This is a genomic window from Leifsonia lichenia (genome assembly GCF_054780215.1).
Window position 1 is genome coordinate 220,161 of sequence record NZ_BAAGWT010000010.1, and the last position, 19,871, is coordinate 240,031.

A 19,871-nucleotide genomic window follows, 5' to 3' on the forward strand; every position below is an offset into this window, starting at 1 on the left:
GATGGTTAGCCTTCGAGCACACTCGCCGTGTTGCGTGGTGTATTGGAGGGGATCGACATGGCAACACGACCGCTCGCCGGGCTCACCGGACGCAACGCGGTGCGCGAGATCGTCTCCGGCGTCACGCTGCTGGCCATCGCGGTCCCCCTGAACATCGGATACGCGCAGATCGCGGGGCTGCCGGCGACGGCCGGGCTGTACGCGCTGGTGCTCCCCGGCATCGTGTGGGCGCTCCTCGTGTCATCCCGTCAGCTCGTCGCGTCTCCGGATGCCGCTGCCGCCGCCCTGGTCGCATCCTCCATCGGCGGGCTCGCCGTCGCCGGGAGCGCCGACTACATCACGCTCGCGCTCGCGCAGGCCCTCATCTGCGGCGTCATGTTCCTGCTGTGCTCGTTCTTCAAGCTCGGCTTCCTCGCCGACTTCCTGTCGAAGCCGATCCTCGTGGGGTTCGTCGGCGGTCTCGCACTCGACATCCTGGTGTCGCAGGTGGCGAAGATGCTCGGGGTGAAGATCGACTCCGGCGGCGAGTTCGTGGACAAACTGGTCGGCCTGTTCACCGGGCTCGGCCACCTCAACCCGTGGTCGCTGCTCATCTCGCTCGGCGCACTGGTCATCCTGCTGGCCGGGCGGGTGCTGGCGCGTGCGGTCCCGTGGGCGCTGGTGGTCCTGGTCGTCGCGACCGTCGTCGTCGTGCTCAGCGGCGCGGAAAAGGCGGGCGTCTCCGTGCTCGGTCCCGTCGACGCCGGGCCGCCGAAGCTGACCTGGCCGGTGATCGACTGGTCGATGTGGCTGGCCCTCATCCCGTCCGCCATCGCCCTGACCGTCGTGACGATGGGCGAGGGCCTGCTGGTCTCACGGTCGTACGGCGAGAAGCGCGGATACCCGACGAAGCCGGACAGGGAGCTGTTCGCGTTCGGTGCCGCCAACCTCGCCGCCGGCGTGGCAGGCGGCTTCGCCGTCGGCTCCTCCACCTCCCGCACGGCCGCAATGGACCAGGCAGGGTCGCGCACGCAGCTTCCGACCATCGTCACCGCGATCGGCACGCTCGCCCTGCTGATCTTCGGCACGGCACTGCTGGAGCACATCCCGTCTCCGGCCATCGGCGCGATCGTCGCGGTCGCCGTCGTTCCGCTGCTCGGGATCGCGGACTTCACGAAACTGTGGCGGCAGGACAGGTTCGAGTTCACCATCGGCGCCGTCTGCTTCCTGGTGACGCTGTTCGTCGGGTCCATCGCGGGAATCGTGGTCGCGTTCGTGCTCGCGGTGATCAACGTGACCCGCCGAGCGGCGGCCCCTGCCATCGACACGCTCGCCGCCGACGGCGACCAGCAGAGCTCCCTCCTCGACGCCGCGGAGCCTGGAACGGCGACCGCGCCCGGCATCGTCGTGGTCCGGCTGGCGGCGCCCCTGTTCTTCGCCAACGCTGAGACGTTCGGCAAGGCTGTGCGACGCGCGGTGCTCTCCGTCGACGGCGTCGAGCATGTCGTCCTCGACATGGAGGCCGTGACGGACGTGGATGTGACGGGCGCGGAGGCATTCACCGGCCTGCACGAGTGGCTGACCGCACGACATCTCGATCTCGGGCTGACCAGGCTCCGGCCCGGCCTCGGCGACCGGATGCGGCACCTCGGTCTGCTCGACGGCGTCACCGTCTACGACACCAACCGGGATGCGCTCGCCCAGCTTCCGCCTCCGCGAGAGCAGGGAGGCGCCCGTCGTGCAGACGCCTGACAGAAGGAGACGGCCATGCCCCAGGTAATCGGAGCGATCCTCCCGCTGGCGATCGGCATCGCGATCAGCCCCATCCCGATCATCGCGGCCATCCTGATGCTGCTCTCGCCGCGCGCGAAGAGCACGGGCGTCGGCTTCCTGCTCGGCTGGGTCGTCGGCATCCTGGTGGCCGTGACCCTGTTCGTCCTGCTCTCGGCGGTCCTGCCGGAGAAGGACCCGGACGCGTCGCAGCCCATCGTCGGAACCATCCAGCTCGTGCTCGGCGTGCTGCTGCTCCTGCTCGCGATCCGGCAGTGGCGGTCGCGGCCGAAGCACGGCGAGGAGCCCGCGCTGCCGAAGTGGATGAGCGCCATCGACTCGATGAACACCGGCCGGGGGTTCGCCCTCGGCTTCATTCTGGCGGCGGTCAACCCGAAGAACCTCCTGCTGGCCGTCAGCGCCGGCGTCACCATCGGCTCCGCCGCACTGTCGGTCGGCCTGACGATCCTGGCCGTCGCGATCTTCACGGTGATCGCGGCCGTCTCCGTGGCCGCCCCGGTGATCGCCTACCTCGTCGCCTCCGACCGGATGCGCGGCCCGCTCGACGCTCTGCGCGGCTGGCTGGTGCACAACAACGCGACTGTCATGGCCGTCCTGCTGCTCGTCATCGGCGTCGCGGTGGTCGGCAAGGGCATCGGAAGCTTCTAGGCGCGCCGGATGACCGCCACCCCGACAAGGAGATCGCGGCTCTGGCTGCTGCCGACGCTCTCCGGCTACCAGAGGTCGTGGATCGGCCGCGACGTGCTCGCCGGGATCTCCGCGGGGGCCGTCGTCGTGCCGCAGGCGATGGCGTACGCGACCATCGCGAACCTCCCCGTGCAGGCGGGCCTCTACACCTGCATCGTGCCGATGATCGTGTATGCGCTGCTCGGCGGGTCCCGCGCCATGAGCGTCTCCACCACCTCCACGATCGCCACGCTCACCGCGACCACCCTCGTCTCGGCCGGGGTGGTCTCCGGTTCGGACGACATCCCGCGCGACCTGGTCACGCTGACCCTGCTCGTCGGCGCGATCCTCGCGGTGGCGAGGCTGCTGCGACTCGGATCGCTTGTGGAGATCATCAACAAGCCGACCCTGCTCGGCATCCAGGTGGGCGTCGGGGCGACGGTCGCGCTCGGCCAGCTTCCGAAGCTGCTCGGCGTCTCGGAGACGACGACCGGCAGCGGGTTCATCCGCTCGTTCATCGCCGTCGTCGAGGCGGTGCCGCAGGCCAACCTCGCCACCGTGCTCCTGTCCACCGGCTCCGTCGCGACCCTGTTCATCGTCAAGCGCTTCGCCCCGCGCGTGCCCGGCCCGCTGATCGTCGTGGTGGCGGGGATCCTGCTCAGCGCGTTCGCCGGGCTGCCGGAGGCGGGCGTCGACCGCATCGCGCCCGTCACGCAGGGCATCCCGCTCCCGGCGTTTCCGTCGTTCCAGCACATCCTCGCCCTCATCCCGGGAGCGTTCGCCATCGCCGTGATGGCGTTCCTCGAGACAACGGCCGTCGCCAGGGGCATCCGCGACGCGGGCGACAGGGCGATCGACAACAACCAGGAACTCCTGGCCGACGCGGCGGCCAACCTGGTCGGCGGCTTCTTCCAGACGCTGCCCGCCGCCGGCGGCTTCTCGCAGAGCGCGGTCAACCGGGCCGCGGGAGCGCGCTCCCAGATCAGCGGTCTGGTGACGGCGGCGCTCGCCCTCCTGGTCGGGCTGTGGCTCGGCCCCGTGGTCAGCCTCCTCCCCCAGGCGACCCTCGCCTCCCTGGTGTTCGTGGCCGTGTTCGGCCTGATCGACGTGCGCAGCCTCGCCCTGCTGTGGCGGATCAGCCGCCGCGACTTCGCCGTCGCCATCGTGACGATGGCCGTGGGGCTCGTCGCCGGGCTGCTGCAAGCCGTGGTGGTCGGGGTGGTGCTGACTCTCATCCTGCTGCTGTCCGCGCTGAACAAGCCGCGCATCCGGGTGGTGTCGCCGACGGAGGAGCAGCTCGACGTCACGCTGCTCGCCCCGCTATACACGGGGAGCACGCTGGGCACGGAGCAGGCGATCCTGCAGGCAGTGGATGCGGCCCCCGGCACGCGCCGTGTGACGCTCGACTGCTCCGTCCTGCGGGATATCTCGGCGACCGTCATCGACGGCCTCCGCGACCTCGACCGCGAGCTGGCCGGTCGCGGCATCGCACTCACACTGACCGGCTTCGCCCCCGCAGTGCTCACGGTGCTGGAGCGCACGGACTGGTTCCGGACGCTCCGCGAGGCCGGCCGCGCCGACTGAGCGGCGAGGTCAGGCGGTCGCCGTGCCCGCGATCTGCGTGTTGAACGGCAGGAACGGCGTGTGCAGCCGGTACCGGTCCACCTCCACGGTCGCGAACCCGGCCGCACGGACCGACCGCTCCAGATCGCGCTCGCACGAGCATCCCTCGAACGTCCAGCCCCACGGGCGCCGGAACAGCCGCTGTGCCGCTCTCGTCGGGGTGCCGTCCTCGGCTGCGACATGCTCGACGAACCGGAACGTGCCGCCCGGCCGCAGGATTCGCCGCACCTCGGCGAGCGCCGCATCCGGATCGTGCACGGAGCACAGGACGAGCGACGAGATCACGGTGTCGACGCTGCCGTCAGGGAAGCCCGTCGACTCGGCGGTGCGCTCGCGCAGGTCGAGGCGCACGCCCCGGCGACGCGCCGCCTCCCGCAGCCTGCCGTGCATGGCGCGGTTCGGCTCGACCGCGACCAGAGTGGCGCCCTCCGGAAGGTACGGGAGGTTCGCGCCGACTCCCGAGCCGAGCTCGACCACCTCGGCGGGCAGGTCGGAGAAGACGCGCAGCTTGCGGTCGCGGAGGCTGCGCTCCAGGTACGGCCCCATGACCTGGAAGAAGGCTGCGTTGAAGCGGCCGCGACCGGCGTGCTGCTCGAACGGGGTGGGCGTCGTGGTGTTCGTTTCCGTCATGCCTCCAGCGTGCGCGGCGCGGAGGCGGCGGTCAGGCGTGGAAGTACCCCAGTTCGTGTGCCCGAGCACGACGTTCGCACGATGTTCGCGCGCCGCTCAGTCCGCCGCGCGGTCGTGCGCGGCGGCGTACCACGCCGCGATCTGCGCCCTCGACCGGAAGCCGAGCCGCAGCCGGATGCGCTCCACGTGGCCCTCCGCCGACCGTTCGCCGATGCCGAGTCGCTCGCCGATCTCGCGGTTCGTGCATCCTGCGCTGATGAGGGCGGCGACCTCGGTCTGTCTGGCGGTCAACCGGCCGGCGCCCGTCCGGGATGCACGCAGCCCGAGGAAGCGCCGGACCGACGTCACGATTGCGTGCGCGTCCCCCGCCCACGGCAGGTGCGATCGCCCAGGCAGGACCACGAGCTGTGCTCCGGCGATCCCGTCCGCGAGCGCCGCCGCCTGCGCGACGGGCGCCGCCCTGTCGTGCTCCCTGTGCACGACCAGCGTGGGGGCGCGCACCCCGGCGAGCACGTCGGAGACGTCGAGCCCGTAGCTGAGCTCGAGGAGCGAGCGGGCGGTCACGGCGTCCGACGACGCGCGCTGATACCGGCCGAACGCCGCCCGGGTGGTGGCGGGCGCGTCCGGCGCGAAGATATCGGTGAGCACGTCGGAGCCGAGCCCCCAGTGCGACTCGACCAGCCCGAGCACGCCGTCGCGCACCTCCGGCGTCGCGATGGCCGAACCGGACACCCAGCCCCCGTAGAGCACCAGCCTGCGCACGGACTCCGGATGCGCGGCCGCCCACGCCGCCGCGACCGGCGCGCCCAGGGAGACGCCCATCAGGTCGAACGGCTCCTGTCCGAGGGTCGCGGCGAGAGCCGTCACCTGCTCCAGCTCGCGTTCCAGCGACGGCGGACGGTCTGCGGGGGCGGACAGCCCGCATCCCACCCGGTCGTAGCGGACAAGCCTGCACCCCTCGGCGAGCGCTTCGTAGAAGGCCCGTTCCTCCTGCAGCTCCCAGCTCAGCTCGAGCTGGCTGAGCCAGCCGGAGACGTACAGCAGCGGCCGCCCGGAGCCCACCGACGCGAACGCCACGGTGGCGCCGTCGCTCGTGGTCAGCCTTCCAATGCGTTGCTGCATGGCACCATTGTGGTCCTCGTCACTTTTCCCTCGCTCGCGCGTGCTCTCGCGGCGGTTCGCCGGCGCTCGTGTTCACCAGCTTCCAGCGCTCGAACTCGTCGAGCTGCCGATGGATCTCGACATATTCCCCGCCCGGCAGCTTCACGATACGGCCGGTCTCGACGCCGTGCAGCAGGAGTCCGGCGTCCTTCTTCTGCAGGGCGAGGCAGACCCTGCGGGTGACCGCGAACGCGGCGAGCGGTGCGAGCACCACGGCGAGCTGGAAGGCGAGGACGACCGTTTCGACGCCCACGTGGAACTGGATCGCGATCAGATCCGCGCTCGCCGCACCCCACAGCACGCCGTAGAACACGATCCCGGCGACCCCGATGCCGGTGCGCGTCCGGGTGTTGCGCGGGCGATCCAGGATGTGGTGCTCCCTCCTGTCACCCGTGATCCGTTCCTCCACGAACGGGTAGAGCAGCACCGCGACGAGATACCCGCCGATGACGGCGAGCGGCACCAGGATGGCCAACGTCCAGGTGCGGCCGAGCCAGACGAACTCCCAGCCGGAAGGAACGAGGCGGAGCGCCCCGTCGAGGAAACCGGTGTACCAGTCCGGCTGGCTGCCCGCAGACGCATCGCCGGCCGACGACGGACCGTAGAGCCAGATCGGGCTCACGGTCACGGTCGCCGCGATCAGGAACAGCAGGGCGGCGACGATCGCGAACAGCCCGCCGGCTCGGACGGCGGCGTTCGGCAGCACGGGCACCCCCGCCACCTTCCGCTCGGTCGCGCCGGGCGCCGCGAACTGCGCCGGGCGCTGCAGGTAACCGATCCGGATGCGCCACACCAGCAGCGCGACGATGGCCGCCGGCACGATCAGCACGTGGACGGGATACAGGTGCTCGATGATCTGCCCGGGGAACTCGCCGCCGAACAGCAGCGCGGAAACCCACGTCCCGATCACGGGGATACCGAGCACGATGCCCTCCACGATGCGCAGCCCCGTGCCGGAGAGCATGTCGTCCGGCAGGGCGTACCCGCTCCACCCGCCGACCAGCGACACGATGAGGAGGAGGAACAGCAGCACCCAGCTCAGCCGCCGCGGCCGCCGGAATGCGCCGGTGAAGAACGTGGTCAGCAGTTGCAGGATGAGCGACGCCGGCAGCAGCAGCGCCGCCCAGTGGTGCACCTGACGCATCAGCAGTCCGCCAGGCACCTCGAACGAGATGTCCATGGTCGACCGCATGGCCTTCGACATCGTCGCCCCGTCGAGCGGCGCGTATGCGCCCGCGTAGACCACCTGCGTGCTCGATGGCGCGTAGAAGAACATCAGGAAGACCCCGCTGACGAACACCACGACCACGCAGGCGAGCGACACGACGCCGAACAGGTTCGTCCAGTGCAGCGTGATGTGCCGCTGCCTGAGCTCCGCGGCGAGCGCCGTGAGCCGACGGCCGAGCGCGCTCCTGGTCGCAATGGCCGTCGCTGCACGGTCGGTCAGCGACTCTTTCGTCCTGGCGGCGGAACCGCCACCCACTCCGGGAATCCTTCGCACGACGACCTCCAGTCTCACTCGTAAGACAGTGGAGACGGCGGGAATGTGACAGTCGGGCGGAAACGGGCGCGACGTGCACGCCTGGTCACTCCGCGGTGGGCCCGGCGTCCTTCGCGCGCTTCGCGCTCTTCCGCTGCTCGGCGTCCGCCTTCATCAGTTGGCGGGTCTCGCCCAGGTCGCCGATGGCCGCCCGCCAGATGCGTGCGCGCGGATCGGCGTCGACCAGCACGGCGCGACCGAGCAGGGTGAGCGGGATGGCGAGGATGGCACCGATCGGCCCGAGGACCACCGCCCAGAACAGCACAGAGAAGAAGGTCAGCGTCTGGCTGAGCGCGACCGCGTTCCCGACGACCTTCGGCTGCACGACCGACTGGACGACGGCGTTGATCACCCCGTAGATGACCACGATCGCGATCACCGTGCCCCAGCCGCCCGTGAGGTAGCCGAACAGCAGCGGCGGCACGATGGCGATGAAGTAGCCGACGTTCGGGATGTAGCTGCACAGGAAGGCGAGGATCGCCCACAGCAGGGCGGCCGGCACCCCCAGGAGCCACAGCGCGATGCCGTTGATGACGCCCTGCACGATGCCGAGCACTGTCGTCACCACCATGTAGCGGCGCACGTTCCGCGCGAACGCGGACAGCGCATACACGAGGTTGGGCTTCTTCGGCTGGAGCTGACGGAGCAGGGTCGGCGCGTACGCAGCGTCGGCGGGCATGAGGATGAGCATCGTCAGTACGACCACCCCGAACGACACGAGGCCGAACGCTCCGCCGAGCAGCCCGGTGAAGAAGTCGAGGAAGTGGGCGGGGTCGAACCCGGCCGTCACCGCCTTCACCTCGTCCGGCCCGATCCCGATGCTCTGCAGCCATGCACCGAACTGCGCGCCGAACTCCGCGAGCTGGGCCTGATACGCCGGCAGCATCCCGATGAAGTCGGCGAGCGCGAGGAGCAGCAGCCCGGCGAAACCGGCGAGCAGTGCGAATGTGGTCAGCGCGACGGCCCCTGTCGCGACGCCGGCAGGGGTTCCGTGCCTGGTGAGCCATACCCGCACAGGCTGAGCGCAGATCACGAGCACGAGCGCCAGGAGCGCCGGGGCGAGGATGCTGCCGATGGCGTGCATCCCGACCGCGATCACCACGGCGCAGGCAAGTCCGAGCAGGATGCGCACCCCGCGTCCTGCTGGATTGTCCTGCTGGTCTGCGTCGGCGTCGGCGGGCGGGGCCGCTTCCGGAGCGCGCGGACGCCGGTGGAACGGCCACCAGGCGCGACGTTCGCTCATCGGACTCTCCCTCCCGGCATTGGCGGTGAAGAAAGCTGCGTGGTTGGAGGCTATTGCGGTGTGGTCCGGGTGTCTAGGAGCGGACGGCCGCCGCCCCCTAGTAGCTGAGCAGTTCGGAGAGACCCTTCTGCAGTTGCAGCACCGCGATCACCAGGAGGAGCGCCGCGTTGAGCACGTGCGTGTTCCCCGCCACCCAGGTGCGAACGCGGGCGAGCAGCGGCTCGACCGCCTTCCCTCGCACGAGCACGAGCACGGCGGGAACGACGATCGGCAGCGCTCCGACGACCCCGAAGATCGCGAGTGTCCAGATCGACTCCGGCGCTGTCAGCGCCAACCGGATGTCGAGCCCCGCGATGATCGCGCACGAGGCGTCGACCGGGTTCAGGATGAACAGCCCGAGACCGAGGACGAACGCGCGCGGGACGGTGAAGTTCTCCACCGTGCGCAGCCAGCCGGGCAACTGCGGGGCGGCCCTGGTCACATCGGCCGGGGTGCGCGCCGCCGCCATCGCCACGATGTGCGCTTTGCCTCGCCGGTACACCCAGATCGCGCTGAGCAGCAGGATGACCGCGAGCAGGATGCGCACCACGGGAACCCAGAGCGGCGGCACCGACTTCTCGTGGACTTCGAGCGCACCGAACACGAGGTAGCTGATCGCGAGCACTAGGCCGATGCCCACCGCCCAGCCGAGCGCGAACACGACGCCGTTGATCCGCGCGCGACGCGAGACGAGGATCGCGATGAGCGCCATGATCGCGAGCGGACTGAGCAGGATTCCGAAGCCGAGCGGCACGAGGGAGAGCAGGAGCTGGCCCACGTCACAGCTCCCCTGGTGGCATCAGCGGCGTGTCCGGCAGCGCGGACGTGATCACGACGCGTCTGTCCGCGAACGCCGCTGCGAGCGCGTCGATGACCGCTGATCGCACCTGCGGCCCGTGCGACGGATGGTGCCAGAACCGCACGGCGTACACCGTCCTGCTCGGCTCGACGGCCGTGGTGAGCACCTGCACGGTCTCACGGCGGTGCACACCGTCCGCGTCGTGACAGACCGTTCGGATGCGCTGCGCCGTCTCGTCGTCGCCGCTCGCCTTCCCGGCCGCTCTCGCGATCCTGACCTGCAGTTCGCTCCGCTGCTCTCCCGTCTCCGACTCGTTGACGAACGGGCCGCTGAGCACCACGCTGTTCGGGATGTGCACGGTCCGGCCGTCGAGGGTGCGCACGGTCACCGACCGGCCGTTCAGCTCGTGGACAGTGCCGGTGTATCCCTGGATCGTCACCCGGTCGCCGACGACGAACGGGCGCCGCGTCTGCAGGATGACCCCGGCGGCGAAGTTCTCCGACACTCCCCGCAGCGCGAGCACAGCGATCACCGCGACGATGATCGCCAGCGCGATCACGGGCTGGATGGGGGCGCCGAGGAACGCGATCGCCACCCCGACGCCGAGCAGGATGATCGCGAGCCTGACCGACCGGGCGATCCTGGCGCGCACATCGTCCGTGACCCCGGGCAGCTTCCGCAGGAGCACCGCCGTGCCCCGTTTGGCGACGATTCCGAGCACGACGCCCGCGACGACCGAGATCAGCGCGAAGACGATGTCCCAGGTGTCCAGGCCGGAAAGGAATCCCGCCGCATCCGCACCGCTGGGGGCCGCCGCCGTCATGGACATGAACCTAGCCCGCGTCTGCCGCGACCGTCTAGTGTCCTCGAAAACCCCCACTAGAGGAGATAGAACGCGCCCTCTACCATGCAATCAAGCGCAGTAGCGAAACGACCCGAACTGATCGGACGGAGCACTGATGGCCACATTCGAGATCCCGCTCGGCAACACGCCGAAAAAGGGCGAAGACATCCATCTCGTGCGCTGGGCCCAGACGGATGAGGGCTGGTGCCCGGAGACCGTGCTCGCGACGTATGTGGCCAGCACACACGACGAGTGGATCGTCGACACGTCCGGTGAGCAGCGCAGGCTGCGCCGGGACCAGTGGTTGCAGTTCGCCATGTGGCGCTAGCTGTCCGCCATGGAACCGTCAGAGTCCGCCCATCCCGCCGACACGATCGTCGCGATGACGATAGCGGACTACGTCAACATCGACGCGAACGGCAAAGCCAACCTCGTCGGGGCGGGAATCCGCGTGCTCAGCCACGAGTCCGGCACCTCCGCGTCGTCCCCGTTCGCCGTGTGGGTGACGCTCAGCCTCGCGGACGCGCCGGCGCATCCGGTGATCGTCGAGCTGGTGCTCGCCGCGCCTGACGGCACCAGCGTGCGTCTCGACGACACGGCGGGACGGCCGAGCGAGATCCGGATCACCCAGTCGGCCACCTTCGCCACGATGACACCCCTCGACCTCCCCGACGCCCACCTGCCGCCGATGCACGTCCTCGCGGCGAACTTCCCCAACGGCCTGCACTTCGCGCCCGGCCGTCTCTACCGCTGGCAGGTGGAGGCCGACGGGGTGATCGCCGGGACGTATCCGTTCTATGTCGCCGGGGACGAGTGACCTCGGCTCCGCCGTGCGTCAGAGACCGGTGAGCTGGAGCAGGATCGCCTGCTGGGCGTCCAGGGTGGGCAGGGGCAGCCCCGCCTCGACCAGCACCCGGCCACTGACGGCGAAGCCGTCGCCTGTCGCCTGGACGAGCCACGCGGGCGGGTTCTCGTGGAGTGAGGCGCTTCCGATCTCGTCGCGGACCAGGATGCGGTAGCTGCGGTCGGTGTCGAGACCGGGGAGCCGGACGCGGCCGGACTGCACAGGAGCGGAGGTGCCGAGTCTGGCCCAGGAGTAGACGGCCTGCGAGCGGTCGGAGGAGACCACGCCGGTGAGGACGCTCTCCTGGTCCGCCACGTCGCCGCGCACGAGGTCGCCGCTGTGGAGGAGAGGACGCAGTTCCTTGTAGAGGGCGGCGAACGCTGTGACCGTGTCGAACTCCTCCGGCGTGAGGCGCGTCAGGTCGGTCTCGATCCCGGCGTGGCCGAACAGCGCCGTCGCGAGCCGGAACGAGAGGCTCGTCGCGCGGTGGGTCGTGTGCGCGTGCTCGGCGCCGACGTGACTTCCGATCAGTTCCAGCGGGATGAGCTGCGCCGTCCAGCGCTGGATGTTCTGGCGCTCGACAGGGTCGTTGCAGTCCGAGGCCCACACGCGGTCCGTGCGTTCCAGGATGCCGAGGTCGATGCGGCCGCCGCCGGACGCGCATGACTCGATCTCCAACGCGGGGTGCCGCCGCTTCAGCTCGTCGAGCATCCGGTAGAGGGCCAGCGTCTGCTCGTGCACGCCGGCGCGGTCGCGGTCGTTGCGGAGGGCGGCTTCGTGCAGCTCGCGGTTGTGGTCCCACTTGATGTAGTCGATGCCGTACTCGCCGACGAGGGCGTCGATCCTGCCCAGGATGTGCTCCCAGGCATCCGGGTGCGCGAGGTTCAGCACGTACTGGTGCCTGATCGCCGCGCCGACGCCGTCGGAGGGTGCGAGGATCCAGTCGGGATGCTCGTGGGCCAGCCGGGAGCCGAGGTTGATCATTTCCGGTTCGAACCAGAGGCCGAACTGCATCCCGTGCTCGCGCACCGCATCCACCAGCGGCCAGAGCCCGTTCGGCCACACCTCCGCGTCCACGGTCCAGTCGCCGAGCCCGTTCGTGTCGTCGCGGCGTCCGGCGAACCAGCCGTCGTCGAGGACGATGCGCTCCACGCCCACGCGCGACGCGGCCTGGACGAGCCGTTCGAGCGTCTCGATGTCGTGGTCGAAGTAGACGGCCTCCCACGTGTTCAGCGTCAGGGCGCGCGGCGAACGGGGATGCGTGTCCCGCGCACGCAGGGTCTTGTGCAGCGCGCTCGCGACCCCGTCGAGCCCGTCGGCCGACCAGAGGAACGACACGACGGGCGAGCGGTACTCGTCGCCGGCGCGCAGCGTGACCTCTCCCGGCAGCAGCAGCTCACCGGCGCCGAGGACGGAGCGGAAGGCGCCTGCGCCCTCCGGAAGCTGCTCCACCAGGTAGCGCTGGTTGCCCGACCATCCGGCGTGCACCGCCCAGACCTCACCGGAACGGAAGTCGAAGCCGCTCGTGCCTGCGAGCAGGAGGTACGGCGAGTCGAGGCTCGACCGGCCGCGGCGGCTCTCGCGCAGGCGCGTCCCGACGTCGATGGCGCCGCGCTGCGGGCTGCGCTCGCGCGACCACTTGCCGGTGAAGTCCAGGTATTCGGTCGCGCGGTCCGGCAGGGGCAGCAGGGCGGTGACGGCCGCGAGGTCGTAGACGATCTCGGCGCCCGACTCGTTGGCGATGGCCGTGGTGACCCCGAGCACACCGAACGGGTTGAGCCGGTAGCCCACTGTGGCGACGAGCCCCGTCCGTCCGTCCCGAAGCGTGATGTCGAGTTCGCCCGCGGCCTCGTCGGCGCGGTAGGAGTCGAGGACGAACCGGGCGTACGGACTGCCGTCGCGGATGACGCCCTCGATCGCGGGCGTCCCCGACCAGGCGTCCGCCTCGGTCGGGACGATCGTGAGGTCGCGCGGCTCATCCGTCGAGTTGTGCGTCGCGGACGGGCTGGCGCTCATCGCCAGCGCGGCGAGGTCGTCGAGGCCGAGTTCGCCCAGGTCGGCGCCCCAGTGCAGCACTCTCGGACGCGGCCGCGCGAGCTCGACGATGAGCGCGGCGCCGCCGCCGCGGAGGGAGATGGTCGGATTCGTCATGTTCATGGGGACTCTATGTTCTCACCTGACGACAACCTCACAACCGGTCCGGAATCACCCTGTCGGCGCGAACACCACCCGCCGCCCGCTCTGCACCGCGAGGTCCAGCGTCGCCGCATCCGCCCCCGCCGTGGTGACCACCGTGTCGAAGTCGGCGATGGATGCGATGCGATACGAGCCGCTGCCGGGGAACTTGGTCGCGGTCGCGACCAGGATCGCGCGGTCGGCGGCCTGACGCATCCTGCCCTTGATGCTCGCCTCCTGGGTGAGGTCGGTGACGACGGAGCCGTCCGGCTTGACCCCTGTGCTGCTGATCACGGCGACGTCGGCGCGCACGAGCGCGAGCGACTCCTCGGTGAGCGGGCCGACGAGGGTGCGGGGCTTCGAGCCGACCATCCCGCCGAGCAGCACGAGGGAGACGGTGTCGTCGTCGCGCAGGGCGTCGAGCACGGCCAGGCTGTTCGTGATCACGGTAACCGGACGTCCGCGCAGGTGCCTGGCAAGTCGCAGAGTGGTGATGCCGATGTCCAGCAGCACGACGTCGCCGTCCGCGATGAGTGCGGCGGTCGCGACGGCGATCGCCTCTTTCTCGCGGGTGTCGTCGTCGAGCTCGCCGCCTGTCGTCGGCTCCTCGCTGGGCGGGACGGTCGCGCCACCGTGCACGCGCCGGAGGCGCCCGGCGAGTTCCAGGCGCTCGAGGTCGCGCCGGATGGTCGTGCCGCTGACCACGAGCAGCCGCGCGAGCTCTTCGACGGTGACGCTGCCCACGGCGTGGAGCCGTTCGACGATCGCAGCCTCTCGCTGATGTGTCAGCATTCTCGACCCTTTCGCGGATGTGAACACCCACAGTCTCGCGGTGCTCATTTGCGCTCATATTAACGCCAAATGAACAGTCTCTAGCGCTCATTTGAAACCTAACGCGCAGCTATCGCCAGGAACGCTCAGCCCGGTTAGCGTGAAACCGTTCGCTCCGATCACCGGCGCGAACGCTCCCCCGACACCCTTCCCTCCAGGAGTGCTCCGTGAAATCCCCTCGCCTGATCGCCTCCGTCGCAGCCATCGCTGCCGTCGGACTCGCCCTCACCGGCTGCGCGCAGAGCAGTTCGGCCGCGTCGTCCACCGACGGTGCAGACAAGAAGCTCACCGTCTTCCTCAGCGCGGACACCAACATCCAGGATCTCTGGCAGAAGACGCTCATCCCGGCGTTCGAGAAGGCCAACCCCGGATACACCGTCTCCGTCGACTTCGACCTGCACGGCCTGCACGACCAGCAGACCGTCGCCAAGCTCACCGCCGCGACCATCCAGAAGAAGGACCCAGGCTACGACCTCGTCGACGCCGGCTTCGTGTCGCAGGTGGCCGCATCCGGTCTGCTCGAGAAGGTCTCCGGCACCGAGGTCCCCGGCCTGAAGGACGTGCCGAAGGACCTCGTCGCAGGCGGCGGCAATGGCGGCATCCCCTACCGAGGCTCCAGTGTCGTCCTCGCATACGACACCAAGACCGTCGCCACCCCGCCGAAGACGCTGGACGACCTGCTCGCCTGGATCAAGGCCAACCCCGGCAAGTTCACCTACAACTCGCCGGACACCGGCGGCAGCGGCCAGTCGTTCGTCACGACCGTGCTCGACCAGAACGTCTCCGCCACCGACCGCACCAAGCTGGTCACCGGCTCCGCGCCGGAGGTCGAAGGAGACTGGGACAAGGGATTCGCGACCCTCGCCAGTCTCAACCCGTACGTGTACCAGAAGGGCGTGTACCCGAACGGGAACAACCAGGTGCTCGACCTCCTCTCCAGCGGCCAGATCTCGATCGCCCCTGTCTGGAGCGACCAGTTCGTCACCGGCCACAAGAACGGCCAGATCCCCGCGAACATCGCGTACACCCAGATCTCCGACCCATCGCTGACCGGCGGGGCGAGCTACCTCGGCATCCCCTCCGCCTCCCCGCGCAAGGCGGGAGCGGAGAAGCTGGTCTCCTGGCTGCTCACCCCCGACGCCCAGGCGCTGGTGGCCGACAGCATCTCCGGCTACCCGGTGATCGCGCTCGACAAGCTCCCCGCCACCGTGCAGGACCTGTTCAAGGACGCCGACATCGCGAACCTGCGCCCGGCGTACTTCGCCACCACCGCCGCCGACCTGAACAAGGCGTGGGCACAGAAGGTCCCAGGCAAGTAATGGCCACCGCCACCGCCGACCGGGCGGCCACCACCGCGGTTCGCAGCGCCCGCCGGGCGCCGCGGACCGCGGTGACCGGCTTCCTGCTCGCCCTCCCTCCCGTCGTCGTGATTGCGCTGTTCGTCGGCGTGCCCGTCGTGCTCGCCCTGGCATTCAGCGTCGGCTTCACGGGCGGCCTCAACTCCGTGATCGCCGCGGTCGGCCAGAACGTGCACCACGCCGACGGCGCCCTGCCGACCTTCGCCGCATACGGCGACGTGTTCGCCACGGAGGCGTTCTGGCAGGACCTCGGGCTGACGCTCGGGGTGACCGTCGCCAGCACGGCCATCGTGGTCGTGCTCGCCGGAGGGATCGGCCTGTCCCTGCGCCTGCACGGCGGCCGGCTCGCCAGGCTGCTGTCCGCGGTCGCGATCGTGCCGCTGTTCATCCCGGTGGTCATCGCCTCCTGGGCGATCCTCACCTTCTACTCCGCCGACGGCTTCCTGCGCAGCCTGCTCGCGCAGGTCGGCATCGACGGACCGGTCTGGGCGTACTCGGCCACGGCGATCGTGATCGGCTCGGCATGGACCTCCCTGCCGTTCGCCGTGCTCATGATCGTCTCTGGGCTGCAGTCGGTGCCGGATGCGCTGATCGAAGCAGCACGGGATGCGGGCGCGGGCACCGTGCGGATCGTGCGCACCATCCTGCTTCCGATGAGCGCCGTGCCGATCGTCATCGCGGTCACCTTCACCGCCATCGGCGTGATCGGCTCGTACACGGTGCCGTACTTCACCGGGCCGAACGCGCCCACCATGCTCGGCGTCGCGCTCGCCAGCTACTTCACCTCGTACAACCAGCCGCAGCAGTCGCTGGTCATGGCGTTCGTGGTGTTCATCGCCGCCGCGGGCATCGGTGCGCTCTACGTGTGGGCCAACTTCCGCAGCGCCCGCCGCGAGGGGAGGATCTGATGCCGCGTTCGTTCTCCGCCGTGCTCCGCGCATCCGGTGCCTGGCTGTTCGCGATCGTGCTGCTGGTGTTCGTGCTCGGCCCGCTCGTCTGGCTGGGAGCGCACGCGTTCGCGGACACCTGGACGTACCCGCACCTGTTGCCGGACTCGTGGACGCTGCGCTGGTGGGCGACCGTGTTCGGCGATCCGTCGCTCGGCGCGTCCATCCAGAACTCTCTGCTCATCACGCCGATCGTCGTGCTGTTCTCCGCGGTCGTGTGCCTTCCGGCCGCGTACGCGTTCGCCCGGTTCGAGTTCCCCGGGCGCCGCCTGTTCCTGATCGGTCTCTTCGCGACCAACGCGTTCCCGCGCATGGGCCTGTTCGCAACGCTCGCGTCCCTCTATTACGCGCTCGGTCTGATGAACACGATCGCCGGGGTAGTCGTGGTGCAGTTGCTCGGCACGATCGTGTTCATGACCTGGATCCCCGCCGCGGCGTTCTCGGCCGTGCCGCGGTCGCTGGAGGAGGCGGCGCGCGACGCCGGCGCATCCAGGACTCGCGTGTTCTTCACCGTGACGCTGCGGCTGGCTCTCCCCGGCATCCTGGTCGGCGCGGTGATGGCGTTCCTCGCGGCGTTCGACGAGGCGCAGGGCACCTACCTCGTCGGCGCGCCAGACATCCTGACCATGCCGACCGAGATGTACAGCCTGGTCCTCAACTTCCCCAAGCAGGTCGCTGCCGTGTTCTCGATCCTGCTCGCCATCCCCTCGGTGGTGCTGCTGCTCGCCGTGCGCAAGCACGTGATGGGCGGCCAGTTGGCCGAGGGCTTCCAACTCAAATGAAGGAGCACTCCGTGACCTCCCCCTCCCCCGCCGCGACCGACGGCCTGCGCCTCACCGGGCTCAGCAAGACGCTCGGCGGCCGCACCATCATCGACAGCCTCGACCTCGCCGTGCAGCGCGGCGAGCTGGTCTCCCTGCTCGGGCCGTCCGGCTGCGGCAAGACCACGACGCTGCGGATGATCGCCGGGTTCCTCGGGCCGGACGCCGGGAGCATCGCGATGGCCGGCCGCGACGTCACCCGCCTCGGTCCGGACAAGCGCCCGAGCGCGATGGTGTTCCAGAATTACGCGCTCTGGCCGCACATGACTGTGGCCAAGAACGTCGCGTACCCGCTGCGCCTGCGCCGCCTGTCGCGCTCGGAGGTCGCCGACCGGGTGGATGCGATGCTCGCCCTGGTCAACCTCCTCCACCACCGCGACTCCCGTCCCCCGCGCATTTCGGGCGGCGAGCAGCAGCGCGTCGCCCTCGCCCGCGCCCTGGTGCAGGAACCGGACGTGCTGCTGTTGGACGAGCCCCTCAGCAACCTGGATGCGAAGCTGCGCGTGAAGGTGCGCGAGGACATCCGCGACCTGCAGCAGCGTCTCGGGATCACCACCGTGATCGTCACGCACGACCAGGAGGAGGCGCTTTCGATCTCCGATCGCGTCGCGGTGATGAACGCCGGCCGCATCGAGCAGTTCAGCACGCCGACAGAGCTGTATGCCCGCCCGGCGACGGAGTTCGTGGCGACCTTCATCGGCGCGCTCAACCGCTTCGACGGGTCGTTCGACGGAACACGCGTTGTCGACGGCCAGGGCGTGGTCGGCATCCGGCCGGAGGACGTGGTGTTCTCCCAGGCTCCGCGCCCGGGTGGGATGCGTGCCGTGGTCGAGCGGGTGGTGCCGCACGGGCACTTCCACGAGCTGCGGCTGCGCCGCGACGATGTCACGCTGAACGCGTATGTGTCCGGCCTGCCGCCGCGCCTCGGAAGCGTGGGGTTCGCCACCATCGAGTCCGCGCTCCTCTACCGCGATGGTCGTCTGGTCGAGCGCGCAGAGGCGGTCGTGGCATGACCCCGCACGCGTCCGCGCACCGCGGCGACTCGTCCGTCTTCCGCGAGAACACCCTCCCCGCCGTTCGGTCGGCGATCGCCAAGGGCGCCGAGGTCGTGGAGATCGATGTGCGGATCACGGCGGACGGCGACGTGGTGGTGCTGCACGACCCGACCCTCGAGCGGCTGTGGAACGACCGCCGGCCGATCGACGCGGTGCCGACGGCCGACCTCGCCTCCTTCGGCGGCGCCGACGACCGGCCGCCCCTGCTCGCCGAGGTGCTGCCGCTCTTCTCCGTGACGGCGAGCCGGCTGGTGATCGACATGGACGACGCCCGCTTCGCAGCCCCCGCACACGCGGTCGCAGCCGCGGCATCCGGGGTCACGGTCGACTGGTGCGGCGACCTCGACGGGATGCGCGTGATCCGCTCACTCGACGAGCAGGCGCGGATCTGGCTGCCCTGGCGAGCGTTGCGGGTTCCGACAGCGGCCGAGCTCGCCGAGCTGGCGCCGGTGACGGTCAACGTTCCCTTCCCCATCGCCGACGCCGCCTTCGTCCGCGGCGTGCACGATCTCGGCCTGCCCGTCACCGTGTGGACGCTGGACGATCCGGACGACATCGCCCGCGCCTTCGAGCTCGGCGTCGACTCCATCACCACGAACAGGCTGGACCAGCTGCAGGCGATGATCGCGACCCACTCGACGGCCTCCCGGATGCCGGAGCTGCTTCGATGAGCCGAAACGAAATGAGCCCCGCCGAACTGCTCGCTGCCCGATCGCTGGCGCTCGACCTCGGCGCCTGGGCCGCCGCCGAGACACGCTCGCACCGGGTCACCTCGATCTCCACAAAGGCCGACCCTGCGGACCTCGTCACCGAGCTGGACCGTTCCATCGAGCTCCGGGTGCGCGAACAGGTGCTCGCCCGCTTTCCCGACCACGCGTTCGTCGGAGAAGAGTACGGTGGCGCCGCCGTCGCAGCACACCCCACCTGGTACCTCGACCCGGTGGACGGCACGACGAACCTCGCCAACGGCATCCCGTGGACGGCGTTCTCGCTCGCCATGGCCATCGACGACAGCCCGTTGGTCGGCGTGGTCGCCGACCCGTGGCACCACGTCGTCTTCGATGCGATCGCCGGACAGGGCGCGCGCCGCAACGGTGAGGCGCTCCGGGTGGCCAGCGGCGCATCCACCGGTCCTGCCCCCGCCGGACCCTCACCGCTCGGCGGCGGTGTGGTCGGCAGTGAGCTCGCCGGGCACCGGGCGTGGCCGGGGATGCGCGAGCTCGCGCACCGTCTGACCGACGCGTACTGCACGCTGCGCGTGATGGGCTCCGGCACCCTCACCCTGCTCGGCCCGGCTGCCGGACGCGGAACAGGGGCGATCATCCACCGCTTCAGCCCGATCGACCACCTCGCCGCGACCCTCATCGCGCACGAGGCGGGCGCCGTCGTGCTCGGGCAGGACGGCCGCAGCACGCTGTTCCCGGCCGACGGTGGCGTGCTGGTAGGGGCTCCGGCTGCGGCGGAGGAGTTGTACGGGATGTGGGAGGCGGCGCTGCAGGCGGCGGCTGTGACGGCCTGACCGGCT

Annotated in this window: 19 protein-coding genes; 11 read left to right on the forward strand and 8 right to left on the reverse strand. The window is 70.2% G+C overall.

The genetic code is table 11. From position 1 onward, the window contains the following. Window positions 1–57: 57 nt before the first annotated feature. From ACYVGI_RS18345 to ACYVGI_RS18355, 3 genes are read left to right on the forward strand one after another with little or no spacing between them, the layout of a single operon-like run. Window positions 58–1,731, forward strand: a complete 1,674-nt coding sequence (locus tag ACYVGI_RS18345) for a SulP family inorganic anion transporter (RefSeq protein ID WP_460634017.1) — start codon at window positions 58–60, stop codon at window positions 1,729–1,731. Window positions 1,732–1,746: 15 nt separating this feature from the next. After that, window positions 1,747–2,418 carry a GAP family protein gene (locus tag ACYVGI_RS18350; protein WP_460634018.1) on the forward strand — a complete coding sequence of 224 codons (672 nt, stop codon included), beginning with the start codon at window positions 1,747–1,749 and terminating at the stop codon, window positions 2,416–2,418. Between the two features lie 9 nt (window positions 2,419–2,427). Then, on the forward strand, window positions 2,428–4,020 hold the full coding sequence (locus ACYVGI_RS18355) for a SulP family inorganic anion transporter (RefSeq protein WP_460634019.1): 1,593 nt from the start codon (window positions 2,428–2,430) through the stop codon (window positions 4,018–4,020). Window positions 4,021–4,029: 9 nt separating this feature from the next. Here the strand turns inward: ACYVGI_RS18355 and ACYVGI_RS18360 are convergent, their stop codons facing one another. From ACYVGI_RS18360 to ACYVGI_RS18385, 6 genes are all read right to left on the reverse strand, one after another. After that, window positions 4,030–4,689 (reverse strand): class I SAM-dependent methyltransferase, encoded by a 660-nt coding sequence (locus tag ACYVGI_RS18360; protein ID WP_460634020.1) that lies wholly within the window; start codon window positions 4,687–4,689, stop codon window positions 4,030–4,032. Window positions 4,690–4,785: 96 nt separating this feature from the next. Continuing rightward, window positions 4,786–5,811, reverse strand: coding sequence for an alpha/beta fold hydrolase (locus ACYVGI_RS18365; protein WP_460634021.1), 1,026 nt, complete (start codon window positions 5,809–5,811; stop codon window positions 4,786–4,788). A 19-nt stretch (window positions 5,812–5,830) separates the two neighbouring features. Next, window positions 5,831–7,333 (reverse strand): cytochrome bc1 complex cytochrome b subunit, encoded by a 1,503-nt coding sequence (gene qcrB, locus ACYVGI_RS18370; protein ID WP_460634022.1) that lies wholly within the window; start codon window positions 7,331–7,333, stop codon window positions 5,831–5,833. A 103-nt stretch (window positions 7,334–7,436) separates the two neighbouring features. Further along, window positions 7,437–8,633: an AI-2E family transporter gene (locus ACYVGI_RS18375; RefSeq protein ID WP_460634023.1), complete on the reverse strand. Its 1,197-nt coding sequence runs from the start codon at window positions 8,631–8,633 to the stop codon at window positions 7,437–7,439. A gap of 97 nt (window positions 8,634–8,730) precedes the next feature. Further along, complete coding sequence (locus tag ACYVGI_RS18380) at window positions 8,731–9,450, reverse strand: GAP family protein (protein ID WP_460634024.1); 720 nt, start codon at window positions 9,448–9,450, stop codon at window positions 8,731–8,733. Window position 9,451: 1 nt separating this feature from the next. Continuing rightward, complete coding sequence (locus ACYVGI_RS18385; RefSeq protein ID WP_460634025.1) at window positions 9,452–10,294, reverse strand: mechanosensitive ion channel family protein; 843 nt, start codon at window positions 10,292–10,294, stop codon at window positions 9,452–9,454. A 136-nt stretch (window positions 10,295–10,430) separates the two neighbouring features. Between ACYVGI_RS18385 and ACYVGI_RS18390 the strand changes: the two genes are divergently transcribed. Together ACYVGI_RS18390 and ACYVGI_RS18395 are read left to right on the forward strand one after the other, a co-directional pair. Further along, window positions 10,431–10,643 carry a hypothetical protein gene (locus tag ACYVGI_RS18390; protein WP_460634026.1) on the forward strand — a complete coding sequence of 71 codons (213 nt, stop codon included), beginning with the start codon at window positions 10,431–10,433 and terminating at the stop codon, window positions 10,641–10,643. Window positions 10,644–10,652: 9 nt separating this feature from the next. After that, window positions 10,653–11,132 (forward strand): hypothetical protein, encoded by a 480-nt coding sequence (locus tag ACYVGI_RS18395; protein ID WP_460634027.1) that lies wholly within the window; start codon window positions 10,653–10,655, stop codon window positions 11,130–11,132. A gap of 18 nt (window positions 11,133–11,150) precedes the next feature. On the opposite strand, the gene ACYVGI_RS18400 is transcribed toward ACYVGI_RS18395, so the two are convergent. Both ACYVGI_RS18400 and ACYVGI_RS18405 read right to left on the reverse strand, forming a co-directional pair. After that, window positions 11,151–13,310, reverse strand: coding sequence for an alpha-galactosidase (locus ACYVGI_RS18400; protein ID WP_460634028.1), 2,160 nt, complete (start codon window positions 13,308–13,310; stop codon window positions 11,151–11,153). Window positions 13,311–13,364: 54 nt separating this feature from the next. Continuing rightward, the gene (locus ACYVGI_RS18405) at window positions 13,365–14,126 is read right to left on the reverse strand and encodes a DeoR/GlpR family DNA-binding transcription regulator (protein WP_460634029.1); all 762 of its coding nucleotides are present in this window, start codon (window positions 14,124–14,126) and stop codon (window positions 13,365–13,367) included. A 206-nt stretch (window positions 14,127–14,332) separates the two neighbouring features. On the opposite strand from ACYVGI_RS18405, the gene ACYVGI_RS18410 reads away from it, so the two are divergent. From ACYVGI_RS18410 to ACYVGI_RS18435, 6 genes are read left to right on the forward strand one after another with little or no spacing between them, the layout of a single operon-like run. Beyond that, window positions 14,333–15,484 carry an extracellular solute-binding protein gene (locus ACYVGI_RS18410; protein WP_460634030.1) on the forward strand — a complete coding sequence of 384 codons (1,152 nt, stop codon included), beginning with the start codon at window positions 14,333–14,335 and terminating at the stop codon, window positions 15,482–15,484. Next, window positions 15,484–16,431 carry an ABC transporter permease gene (locus tag ACYVGI_RS18415; protein ID WP_460634031.1) on the forward strand — a complete coding sequence of 316 codons (948 nt, stop codon included), beginning with the start codon at window positions 15,484–15,486 and terminating at the stop codon, window positions 16,429–16,431. Before ACYVGI_RS18410 ends, ACYVGI_RS18415 begins: the two co-directional genes overlap by 1 nt. Continuing rightward, window positions 16,431–17,252 (forward strand): ABC transporter permease, encoded by an 822-nt coding sequence (locus ACYVGI_RS18420; protein WP_460634032.1) that lies wholly within the window; start codon window positions 16,431–16,433, stop codon window positions 17,250–17,252. Before ACYVGI_RS18415 ends, ACYVGI_RS18420 begins: the two co-directional genes overlap by 1 nt. Further along, the gene (locus ACYVGI_RS18425) at window positions 17,249–18,304 is read left to right on the forward strand and encodes an ABC transporter ATP-binding protein (protein WP_460634033.1); all 1,056 of its coding nucleotides are present in this window, start codon (window positions 17,249–17,251) and stop codon (window positions 18,302–18,304) included. The genes ACYVGI_RS18420 and ACYVGI_RS18425 overlap by 4 nt, the downstream gene beginning before the upstream one ends. After that, the gene (locus ACYVGI_RS18430) at window positions 18,301–19,017 is read left to right on the forward strand and encodes a glycerophosphodiester phosphodiesterase (protein WP_460634034.1); all 717 of its coding nucleotides are present in this window, start codon (window positions 18,301–18,303) and stop codon (window positions 19,015–19,017) included. Before ACYVGI_RS18425 ends, ACYVGI_RS18430 begins: the two co-directional genes overlap by 4 nt. Continuing rightward, window positions 19,014–19,865, forward strand: coding sequence for an inositol monophosphatase family protein (locus ACYVGI_RS18435; RefSeq protein ID WP_460634035.1), 852 nt, complete (start codon window positions 19,014–19,016; stop codon window positions 19,863–19,865). The genes ACYVGI_RS18430 and ACYVGI_RS18435 overlap by 4 nt, the downstream gene beginning before the upstream one ends. Window positions 19,866–19,871: the final 6 nt, after the last annotated feature.